A 10,580-nucleotide genomic window follows, 5' to 3' on the forward strand; every position below is an offset into this window, starting at 1 on the left:
TCGATTGGCGAAACGTCATCGAACGTCCAACCCACCATCGGGTTTGCAAGCGTCCGATCCCCCGCCACAGGGCGAATCGAACCTGCACATGTTCATAGCAGACGGGCATGGCCCAGCACCGGCATGGTGCGTTGCAGTTCGTCCATAAGACTTTGGTCCAGCGGTGCCAGCACGGTGCCGCGCCCGCTGTCCAGGCTGGCCAGCACCCGGCCCCAGGGGTCGATCACCATGCTGTGCCCCCAGGTCTGGCGCCCCGTCTCGTGGGTGCCGCCCTGATTGGCGGCCACCACGTAGCACTGGTTCTCGATGGCGCGGGCCCTCAGCAGCGGCTCCCAGTGCGCCTCGCCGGTCACGGCGGTGAAGGCGGCAGGCACCAGCAGCACGCGGGCGCCAGCGCGGGCCAGCCGGCGGTACAGCTCGGGAAAGCGCAGATCATAACAGATAGAGAGGCCGAGGGGACCAAACGGGGAGTCCACCAGCACAGGCTCCTCGCCGGGGCTGAAAGTCTCCGACTCCCGATAGCGGCCGTGAGTGTCCGCCACGTCCACGTCGAACAGGTGGATCTTGTGGTAGTGGCCCTTGAGATCGCCGCTGGGGTCAAACACCAGGGTACTGGTGTGGATATGGTCGGAACCGGCGATGCTGGTCGGCATGGCCCCCGCCACCAGCCAGATACCGTAATCACGGGCCCACTCGGCCAGTTGCTGCTGGATCGGCGCTGCTCCGTCCAGATCGGAACCTATGGTCTCGGCCCCGTCCAGATAGCCCTGCCGCTCGCCAAACAGGGCGAAGTTCTCCGGCAGCAGCACCAGCAGCGGCCGCACCTTGGGCAACAGGGCCAGCTCGGCGGCGATCTGCTCCCGGTTATCCTGCCAGTTGCGGCCCGATACCAGCTGTATTGCGGCTAACCACATGGTTCTCTCCTTGTCCACGTTACTCGCGATCCACAATATTCGGGTCTTTATCCATCTCTGCCAACAGTTTACGCAGATGATGCCTGACTAATCCCCGTTGGCCCCGTTCCGCCCATTTGAGGCAATCGAACAGCTCCCACACCAGACCATCACCGTCTCCCATGTAGGCAGGGAAATCCCAATGGCTGGGAGCAGGCCCCGCGACCTCCAGTGCCGATAGCGAATGGGCTTTATCAAAAAGAGGCAAGTAAGGCTTGGCAAGTGGAAAACCGGCATCGCGATCAAGGATATGGATCTCGATGCTGGACATATCCAGGAAGATATAGCGCCAGTAGGAACAGACATCTTCATGTCTTCCTTGCCAACAGTGGAACACCGCACGTTCACCGACAATGGAACGAACCAGCGCTTCCCCATGCTGATGAAAACCCGGTTCGGCCAGCAGCAATACATCGACATCGGATACCCGGTCAGCCGTGCCCTTGGCAAGCGAGCCAACTACCACCCCGGCAGCAATGGCGGGATGGGCTTTGCCATGTTCCACCACTGCCTGCAGTAGTGCGAACTGAAGCGGTGGAATCTTGGCCCAACGAGCCTCGTCCATCATGACTGCGACCCTAGCGTGACCGCATCGCCGGCCTGCAGGGTGTAATCCAGCACTATGATGCGCTCCAGCACCGGGCGGAAGATGGCCTTGAGGGCATCGTGATCCGGGTGGGGCAGATAGCGCTGGCGGGCCGCCTCGTCGGCAAAGGTCATCAGCACGCTGTGGGTGAAGCCCTCGGCCCGCCCCTCCGGGCTGTCGTCCCGCCCCCACTCCACCGCCAGCACGCCGCTGACCTGATGGGGAATGGCGAGAAAGGCGGCGCGCACCGCGTCTATCTGTTCAGGCTGGGTGCCCGGCTTGAAGGCGATCAGCAGGATATGTCGGATCATGGCTCACTCCTTGTGATGGTGCCGGGCCGCCCGCTCAGCGCTGGGCGGGGCCGGCGTGCTTGGGGCTGAGCAGGAAGGGGGTTACTTCCTGCGCCGGCAGGTTGGGGGCCACGGCGTCGACCGCCTCCTTCTGCTGCTGGTTGAGCTTGATGCGGGCCCGGTTGCGCCCCGCCTCGATCAGTTTGGGATCGTCGAGCGGGCCTGAGACCCGAAAATCGATGCGAGTGACCACGTCCACCACCGGCTCCAGCAGCTTGGAGAGCGCCAGCACGTAGAGCCCGGTGATCGGGGTCAGCGAGAAGGCCGCCACCACCGGCAGGGTGCCGCCCAGGTTCGGCGAGAAGCTCAGCTCGTAGTCGAGCCGCCAGCGCACCAGGTCGGCGATGCCCTCGCCGCGCAGGTTGCCGGCCGCCCCCTTCATGTAGAAGTCGTCGTTCTCCACCACCCCCTGCTTGATCCTGGCGGAGGCCGACATGGACTCGAAGTAGAAGCCCTTGTCGAACACGTCGCGAAAATCGAGGCGCAGCTTGCGCAGCAATGAGTCGAGGCTGAGCAGGGAGAGCAGTCGCGCCCCCTTGTCGTTGACCTCGCGCAGGGTGCCCCCTTCCAGCTGGTAGTCGACCTTGCCGGCCAAGGTCGGCAGGTTCGGCCGGTACGGTACGTCGCGCCAGCTCAAGTCCAGCGCCATCTTGCCGGGTGCATCGCCGATGGGCGAGGTGTAGCCGAGCCGCTTGAGCAGCAGCTCGCTGTTGTTGCTGCTGATGTGGGCGCGGGCACGGGTCTGCATGCCGTCCGCCCCGGCCAGCCACTCGGCGCTGCCGCTCAGCTGGCTGCCCGCCAGCCGCATCTCCAGCCCCTTGAGGCTCAGCTTGTCGGCCCCCGGGATCAGCTCCCCCTTCACCTCCCCCAGCGGCAATTCACCGAAGCGGCAATCCACACAGCTGAAGGTGAGCCAGGGGATGGCATCCATGATGGCCTTGTCCTGTCTGGCATCGGGATCCGGGCTCAGATCCGAACTCTTGCCGGACCAGTAGATACGGGCGAACTTGGCATCGATGGGCTGGCGATCGGACACCGGCAGGCGCACCACCCCCATCACGTCCGGGCTGTCGATCATCACCTCGGTGGCCTGATTGACCGGCCCCACTGTGAAGTGCACCGCCTTGAGGTTGGCGCTGCCGATGTCGGCGCGGGCCAGCTGGCCGTCTACCCACCACTCCTGCGGCAAGAAAGAGGGACCCACAACCGCATTGCCGCTCGGGGCCGTGCCGGCTGGCAGCCACTGCTTGAGGCGGGCCAGCCAGCCGGCCACGTCGGCCTGCTGCTGGTTGATGGCGAGCAGCATGGGCCGATCGCGCAGCACCCGGGCACCGGGCTGACCCACGTCCACCCGCACCCGGCTGAGGTAGGGCACGCCGTCGCCGTACACCAGCCGGCTCTGCATGTCGACGTCGGCCCCCAGCACGGCGCGAATGTCGGCACTGCCGTCGCGGCCGCGGGCGGTCACCTTGAGCGGCAGCCGGTTGTCGGCCGCCTTGGCGAGCGGTGCGGGCAGATCCAGTCCCATGCCCTGCAGGTTGGAGTCCAGCGCCAGCTGGAAGCTGAACGGCTGATCGTTTGGCAGGGTCAGCCCCAGGCTGCCGGCCCAGTTGCTGCGCCCCTTGAGGATGGCCAGCGCCGGGATGTCCTGGCGCTGGCGGCGGCTGTCCCACTGTCCCTTGAACTTGAGATCGACCTGATAGCGATTGGGCTGCTGGCGGCCCTGATAATCGAGGGTGAGCGGCTGGTTCCACAGGCTCGCCTTGAGGTTGCTGAAGCGGGTCTGCTCGTTGTCATACTCGAGCCGCCCCTGCACCTGATCCAGTGGCAGATCCAGGCTGGTGATCCGCACCTTGTTGTTGCTGAACAGGGCGTCGCCGCTGGCCTTGACCTCGCTCTCGCCATCCAGCGGAATATCCAGCTTCACCGAGCCCTTCATGGGGCCGCGGATCTCCACCTCCTGCAGCGCCTGACCGACCGAGCCACCGAGCGGCGAGTCCTGCAGGTAGTCACTGATGGCCTTGCCCTCGCCCTCCACCTTGGCATCCACGTAGAGGTGGGCCCCCGGGTAGAGATCCGGGATCCAGGCGTGCACCGAGTCGGAGCTGGCCTTGCCGAGCCGGGTGGCGCGGCTGTTCATGTCGAGGCTGGCGTTCTGGAACAGCAGATCGATCTGCAGGTCGGTAAGCGGTTGCCAACCGGGGAAGAATTCGTAGGAGGCCTGCTTGAGCGGCACCGCCACCTGGAAGATGCCCTCGCCCTTGCTATAGGGGAAGTCGCGGAACTCGCCATACCAGAGCAGGTCAGCCCCCTTGGCCTTGCCCCCCTTGATGGCCCCGCTCAGGTAGTCCACCAGACTCTTGTCCATCACCTGCAGTGGATAGTAACGATCGGCGTTGGCCGCATTCTTGACGTCGATGCGACCAGTCAGGGCGAGGAAGGGGTGCTCGAACAACTCGAGCCGAAAGCGGCTGGCGAGGCTCAAGTCCGGGTTGTCCAGCACCAGATCCTGGCCATAGAGCACCCAGCCCTGCGGCGCCTGCCACCAGTCGAGCCGCGCCGAGAAGCGATCAACGGGGATCGGCTCCTTGAAGTGACGGGCCGGGTCAATGGCATCGTTTGCCAGTTGCAATCGGGCGCTGCCGCCGGTCGGGGTGAGCCAGAACTCGCCGTTGAGATCGCGCACGCCGGGCACGTCGCGCCAGGCGTTGACCCTGATGTGGGAGAGCTGGCCGCTGACGGAGAGCCCCTGCCAGCCGGCATCCGCCTGCAGGATCAGATCCTCAATCTTGCCGGTCGGGCGGGTGCGTTTGAGGGTCTCGGTCAGTTCGGGATAGATCCCCGACACCAGCTGGCTCAAGTTGGCGATCTGGTCCAGATCGATGGCCGGCACATAGCCCTGGATGCGATCGCCGACCCGCTCGAGCTGCAGCCGGCTGTGCAGCCAGGGCTTGCCGTCGAGCTTGAAGGTGACGTCGTGGCTGGCAAACTGCCACTCCTTGCCGTCCCGGCGCAGCTGGATCTTGCCCCCCTGCAGCCCGAGCCGGTGCAGGTCACCCTGTTTTTCATCCTGCCAGATGAGGTAGTTGTCGCCAAACGCCAGCAGCGAGTCCCCCAGCTGGCCGGCCTTGAACTCGCTCCAGAGCTGGAAGTCGAGCTGGCCGCTCACCTTGGGCTCCCCTGCATGGGTGCGCGCCAGCATGGGGCTGATATCTAGCTGACGGGCCCCCAGATAGAGCTGGCCCTTGAGCCGGTCGAGCCGCACCTGGGGGGCATCCACGTCGACGATGAGGTCGAGGGTACTCTCGCCCACCCCGTTGATGAGATAGGCCTTGCCGACCCCCTGGTGGCGCTTGCCGCGGTTCTGCCAGCGCAGCTGGGCGATGTCGAGGGCCCGCACCTCCCCCAGCGCCGTGGTGAGGCTGAGGCGGGTGTCATGAATATCGAAGGTGGAGAGCTGGGTCAGCAGAAAACGCAGCAGGGCCTGCTGCTGGTCGCTGCCGTCGCCGCTTTCCGGCTCCGCGGGCTGGCCCAGATCCAGCGCTATGTCGCCATCACTCAGGATCAGCTGACCGAATACCGGCTTGAGTTCGTTGAGGGAGCGCCAGAAGTCGAGGTGGGCCCACACCTTGCCAAGGCGCAGGGCGAAGCGACCCGAGTTCGGCGCGATCACCAGCTGCTGCAGCTCGAGGGCCGGGCCGCGCTGGGTCCAGTCCAGCCCGATGCGATCGACGCTGGCCTCCAGCTTGCTGTCGGCCAGCAGGGTATCGAGCAGCGCCTGTCTGTGCTGATTGAGCAGGGGGCCGCCAACGCGTACCAGACTGACCAGGATGGCCAGCAGTACGAAGAAGACCCCGAGGGCCAACCAGCCCCGACTCAGCCAGCGATAGACCAATTACATCATCACCACGTCGAACTGCTCCTGCCCGCAGAGCGGCTCGCTCACCACCCTGACCTGCTTGCCGATGAACACTTCCAGCTCCGCCAGGCTGTGAGACTCCTCGCCCCGCAGATAGTCGGCCACCGCTGGGGCGGCGTAGACGGTGAACTGATCCGCGTCGTAGGCGCGGTTGACCCGGATGATCTCCCGCAGGATCTCGAAGCAGACCGACTCCACCGTCTTGACCCGGCCGCGCCCCTTGCACTCGGGGCACTCGGAGCAGAGCACGTGCTCCAGGCTCTCGCGGGTACGTTTGCGGGTCATCTCCACCAGACCGAGCTGGGAGAAGCCGTTGACGTTGGTCTTGGCTCTGTCCTTCGACAGCGCCTGCTCCAGGCTGTGCAGCACCCGGCGGCGATGATCCTCGGACTGCATGTCGATGAAGTCGATGATGATGATGCCGCCGAGGTTACGCAGCCGCAGGTGGCGGGCGATGGCCGCCGTCGCCTCGACGTTGGTGTTGAAGATGGTCTCTTCCAGGTTGCGATGGCCGACGAAGGCCCCGGTGTTGATGTCCACCGTGGTCATGGCTTCGGTCTGGTCGATGATGAGGTAGCCGCCGGATTTGAGCTCCACCTTGCGCTCCAGCGCGCGCTGGATCTCGTTCTCCACGTCGTAGAGATCGAAGATGGGGGATTCGCCGGAGTAGTACTCCAGCTTGCCGGCCAGCTCAGGCACGTACTCCTCGGTGAAGCGCTTGAGCTGATCGAAGCTCTGGCGCGAGTCGACCCGGATCTTGTCGAGCTCGGCGCCGACGAAGTCGCGTACTACACGGAATGCGAGGCTGGGATCCTCGTAGAGGATCTTGCAGGGGGGGTACTTCTGCTTGCGCTCCAGGATCTTGCGCCACAGGCGCTTCAAGAAGGCGGCATCCTGCTCCAGCTCCTGCTCACCCACCCCTTCGGCGGCGGTGCGGATGATGTAACCGCCCAGCTCGTCCACATAGCCGGCCACGGTACGCTTGAGGCGCTCGCGCTCCGCCTCGGACTCGATGCGCTGGGAGACACCCACGTGAGCGCTGCCCGGCATGAACACCAGATAGCGGGACGGCAGGGTGATGTCGGTGGTGAGGCGGGCCCCCTTGGTGCCTAGCGGATCTTTCACCACCTGCACCATGATGTCCTGCCCCTGGCGCACCAGCTCGGCGATGTTGCCGGCCTGGAACTGCTCCTTCTCCTTCACCGCCACGCACTCGGTGTGGGGCACGATGTCGGAGGCGTGCAGGAAGGCCGCCTTGTCCATGCCGATGTCGACGAAGGCCGCCTGCATGCCGGGCAACACCCGGCTGATCTTGCCCTTGTAGATGTTGCCGACGATGCCGCGCTTGGCCTGACGCTCCACGTGCACTTCCTGCAGCAGACCGTTCTCGACCAGGGCGACCCGGGTTTCGGAGGGGGTGACGTTTACCAGCAGTTCTACCGACATAAGTTACCTTGCCTTTCTAGTTTTAAATTCTGGCAGCCAAACCGGCGCGCAACCGGTGAGTAACGCAGTAAGAAACAGCCGGCGGTTGTCACCGACCTATGCCTTGCCTGTGATGGCTTCAAATTCTGGCCGCCCTGTTCGAATGCCATGCCGGCCAGTGAGGCGGGCGGCGCTGACCACGGCGGCGACGGGATTAGCGGACCTGTTCCAGATGATGCTTGATCAGCAGATCCGTTTCCAGCAGGGGCAGGCCGACCACGGCGCTGTAGCTCCCCTCGATGCGGCTGACGAACTTGCCGGCGATGCCCTGGATAGCATAGGCGCCGGCCTTGTCGCAGGGCTCGCCGGTACGCCAGTAAGCCTCGATCTCGGCCTCGTCCAGCTTGCGAAAGGCCACGTTGGTGGTGACCAGTCGCACGTCGCAGCGCTCCGGGGTGGCCAGCGCCACCGCCGTCATTACCTGATGCACCTTGCCGGAGAGCGCCTCCAGCATGTCCTTGGCATCGAGCAGATCGGAGGGCTTCTCCAGCACCCGGTCACCCAGCACCACTATGGTGTCGGCCCCCAGTACCGGCAGCGCCGTGGGCGCGGCGGCCACGCCGGCCATCGCCTTGTCGCGGGCCAGCCGGCACACGTAATCCTGGGGCTTTTCACCCTCTTCCCGCTGTTCCGGCACATCCAGCTTGAGGACTTCGAAACGGTAACCCAGCTGGGTCAGCAGTTCGTGGCGGCGGGGTGAGCCCGAGGCGAGATAGAGTTGCAGTTCGTTGTGCTTGTTCATAATCGCTTGATGAGATGAGGTACGGTTACAATTAGTTGTTTTTACTCACATTCACTTGATATTGAAGCGCCGGCGCACCTTGCGCAAGACCAGGAAAACCCAGGGCCATATTAGCATGGTGCTCAGGGTCGACCAGAAGTAGGCGAAATTGAGGCTGGCCCGGCTGAACAGGTGCTCGGCCCAGAAGATAGTCACCTTGCCCACCAGCGAGAGGCAGCCGATGATCAGCGCCTGTTGCCAGAGGGAGAAGTTGCGGATCTTCTGGAACTGGAACGCCGCCAGGTAGGTGGTGATGGCCATCGCCATGGCCCGCACGCCGAGGGTGCTGCCGAGCAGCACGTCCAGCAGCAGGCCCGCCACCCAGGCGGTGCCGACGTTGGTCCGGTGCGGCAACGCCAGCGCCCAGTAGATGAGCACCATGGCGAGCCAGTCAGGCCGGAAGGGTTCGAGTTGGAAAGGAAGCGGCAGGATCGACAGGCTCAAGGCCAGCAGGATCGAGATCCAGATCCAGATCCAGATCCTGCCGCTGGCGGGTTGTAACATCAGCGCGTCGCTCCCGCAGCAGAAGGCGCCGGCGCGGTAGCCGGGGCCTCTTCATCGTCATGCACTTCCGGTTTCTTGTCGGTCCACAGCAGCAGCAGATAGCGCAGGCGGTCCAACGCCACCAGCGGTTTGGCCTCGACCTGGGCGAAGGGCTTGCCCTCCACGTAGTCGGAACGGGTCACGGTCGCCACCGGATACCCTTCCGGGAAGCGGCCGCCGAGGCCCGAGGTGACCAGCAGATCGCCGACCTGCACGTCGGTGTTGCGCGGCAGGTTGCGCAGCTCCAGCTTGTCGAGCTCGCCGCTGCCAGAGGCAATGGCGCGCAAGTCGTTGCGCAGCACCCGCACCGGGATGCCGTGGCTGGAGTCGGTGATGAGCAGGACGCGGCTGGTGGTGGAGCCCACGTGCAGCACCTGACCTATCACCCCCTGATCGTTGATCACCGGCTGGCCGTTGTAGACACCGTCCAGCGCCCCCTTGTTGATCAGCACCTGATGGCTGAAGGGGTCGGAATCCACCGACAGCAGCTCGGCCACCATCTTGCGGGACTCCTTGTGCACCGGCGAACCGAGCAGCTCGCGCAGGCGCTGGTTCTCGTGCTCCAGATGATCCATCTTGAGCAGGCGCGAGCGCAGGGTGAACAGCTGTTGTTCCTGCTGCTTGGTCTGCTCGATGAGGCCGGCCCGGGTCTGCACCTGGGTCGACATGGTGTCGAGCAGGGTGCCTGGCGCATTGGCCATGTATTGCAGCGGGCTGACGAGTGAGCTGAGGTAGACGCGGACGTGGCTGAACACACCGAAGCGAGAGTCCGCTACGATGGCAGCAATGGAGATGATGACGGCGAGAAACAACCGTAACTGAAGCGAAGGGCCTCTACCAAAAATGGGTTTCATGGGTCGTCAAAAAAGAGCCGGCACGCTGGCCGGCTTTGGGTCTTATTCGTAGTGGAACAGATCGCCACCGTGCATATCGATCAGCTCCAGCGCCTTGCCGCCACCACGGGCCACGCAAGTCAGCGGATCTTCGGCCACCACCACAGGGATGCCGGTCTCTTCCATCAGCAGACGGTCGATATCTTTGAGCAGGGCACCACCACCGGTCAGCACCATGCCGCGCTCGGAGATGTCGGAAGCCAGCTCGGGCGGAGACTGCTCCAGCGCCACCATCACGGCGGAGACGATACCGGACAGCGGCTCTTGCAGCGCTTCCAGGATCTCGTTGGAATTCAGGGTGAAGCTGCGCGGCACACCTTCGGCCAGGTTGCGACCACGCACTTCGATCTCGCGCACCTCTTCGCCCGGATAGGCGGAGCCGATCTCGTGCTTGATGCGCTCGGCGGTGGCTTCCCCGATCAGGCTGCCGTAGTTGCGGCGCACATAGCTGATGATGGCTTCGTCGAACTTGTCGCCGCCGATGCGGACGGACTGGGAGTAAACCACACCGTTCAGGGAGATGATGGCCACTTCTGTGGTACCACCACCGATGTCCACCACCATGGAGCCGGTCGCTTCGGAGACCGGCAGGCCGGCACCGATGGCGGCAGCCATGGGTTCATCGATCAGGTAAACCTCGCGGGCGCCGGCGCCCAGAGCGGATTCCTTGATGGCGCGACGTTCCACCTGGGTGGAGCCGCACGGTACGCACACCAGCACACGCGGGCTGGGGCGGAAATAGTTGTTGTCGTGAACCTGCTTGATGAAGTGCTGCAGCATCTTCTCGGTCACGTAGAAGTCGGCGATCACGCCGTCTTTCATCGGGCGAATGGCGGAGATGTTACCCGGGGTACGACCCAGCATCTGCTTGGCGGCATGACCGACAGCAGCGACCGATTTGGCGTTCCCGCGCTCTTGGCGAATGGCGACAACTGAGGGTTCGTTAAGGACGATCCCTTGATCTTTTACATAGATCAGGGTGTTGGCAGTTCCCAAGTCGATCGACAGATCGTTGGAAAAGACGCCTCTGAGCTTTTTGAACATGGCTACGGGAAATCCTAAGAATTTGG

At 64.2% G+C, this 10,580-nt stretch carries 9 protein-coding genes; all 9 read right to left on the bottom strand.

Annotated features, from left to right (window positions below; all coding sequences use genetic code 11):
* Positions 1-92: 92 nt before the first annotated feature.
* A complete protein-coding gene (locus AB5Y98_RS14715; RefSeq protein ID WP_368232169.1) occupies positions 93-914 on the bottom strand; it encodes a carbon-nitrogen hydrolase family protein in 822 nt (273 codons plus the stop codon).
* Positions 915-933: 19 nt separating this feature from the next.
* Complete coding sequence (locus AB5Y98_RS14720; RefSeq protein WP_054543927.1) at positions 934-1,521, bottom strand: nucleotidyltransferase domain-containing protein; 588 nt, start codon at positions 1,519-1,521, stop codon at positions 934-936.
* Complete coding sequence (locus AB5Y98_RS14725; protein ID WP_195877842.1) at positions 1,518-1,850, bottom strand: Dabb family protein; 333 nt, start codon at positions 1,848-1,850, stop codon at positions 1,518-1,520. The genes AB5Y98_RS14720 and AB5Y98_RS14725 overlap by 4 nt, the downstream gene beginning before the upstream one ends.
* A gap of 34 nt (positions 1,851-1,884) precedes the next feature.
* Entirely contained in the window at positions 1,885-5,784 is a 3,900-nt protein-coding gene (locus AB5Y98_RS14730; protein WP_368232170.1) for a YhdP family protein, read from the bottom strand.
* Positions 5,785-7,254 carry a ribonuclease G gene (rng, locus tag AB5Y98_RS14735; RefSeq protein WP_005308119.1) on the bottom strand — a complete coding sequence of 490 codons (1,470 nt, stop codon included), beginning with the start codon at positions 7,252-7,254 and terminating at the stop codon, positions 5,785-5,787.
* Positions 7,255-7,447: 193 nt separating this feature from the next.
* Complete coding sequence (locus tag AB5Y98_RS14740; protein ID WP_010635366.1) at positions 7,448-8,035, bottom strand: nucleoside triphosphate pyrophosphatase; 588 nt, start codon at positions 8,033-8,035, stop codon at positions 7,448-7,450.
* 51 nt (positions 8,036-8,086) lie between these two features.
* On the bottom strand, positions 8,087-8,578 hold the full coding sequence (gene mreD / locus AB5Y98_RS14745; RefSeq protein WP_213344108.1) for a rod shape-determining protein MreD: 492 nt from the start codon (positions 8,576-8,578) through the stop codon (positions 8,087-8,089).
* The gene (mreC, locus tag AB5Y98_RS14750; RefSeq protein ID WP_005308113.1) at positions 8,578-9,471 is read right to left on the bottom strand and encodes a rod shape-determining protein MreC; all 894 of its coding nucleotides are present in this window, start codon (positions 9,469-9,471) and stop codon (positions 8,578-8,580) included. The genes mreD and mreC overlap by 1 nt, the downstream gene beginning before the upstream one ends.
* Positions 9,472-9,513: 42 nt before the next feature.
* A complete protein-coding gene (locus tag AB5Y98_RS14755) occupies positions 9,514-10,554 on the bottom strand; it encodes a rod shape-determining protein (protein ID WP_005308111.1) in 1,041 nt (346 codons plus the stop codon).
* Positions 10,555-10,580 lie beyond the last annotated feature (26 nt).

This window comes from Aeromonas sp. s3 (genome assembly GCF_040907805.1).
Classification (GTDB): Bacteria; Pseudomonadota; Gammaproteobacteria; order Enterobacterales; family Aeromonadaceae; genus Aeromonas; species Aeromonas dhakensis.

Bases quoted from the DNA above. Each gene is read 5' to 3' on its own strand.
- AB5Y98_RS14715 (WP_368232169.1), bottom strand. From the start codon at position 914: ATGTGGTTAGCCGCAATACAGCTGGTATCGGGCCGCAACTGGCAGGAT.
- AB5Y98_RS14720 (WP_054543927.1), bottom strand. From the start codon at position 1,521: ATGATGGACGAGGCTCGTTGGGCCAAGATTCCACCGCTTCAGTTCGCA.
- AB5Y98_RS14725 (WP_195877842.1), bottom strand. From the start codon at position 1,850: ATGATCCGACATATCCTGCTGATCGCCTTCAAGCCGGGCACCCAGCCT.
- rng (WP_005308119.1), bottom strand. From the start codon at position 7,254: ATGTCGGTAGAACTGCTGGTAAACGTCACCCCCTCCGAAACCCGGGTC.
- AB5Y98_RS14740 (WP_010635366.1), bottom strand. From the start codon at position 8,035: ATGAACAAGCACAACGAACTGCAACTCTATCTCGCCTCGGGCTCACCC.
- mreD (WP_213344108.1), bottom strand. From the start codon at position 8,578: ATGTTACAACCCGCCAGCGGCAGGATCTGGATCTGGATCTGGATCTCG.
- mreC (WP_005308113.1), bottom strand. From the start codon at position 9,471: ATGAAACCCATTTTTGGTAGAGGCCCTTCGCTTCAGTTACGGTTGTTT.
- AB5Y98_RS14755 (WP_005308111.1), bottom strand. From the start codon at position 10,554: ATGTTCAAAAAGCTCAGAGGCGTCTTTTCCAACGATCTGTCGATCGAC.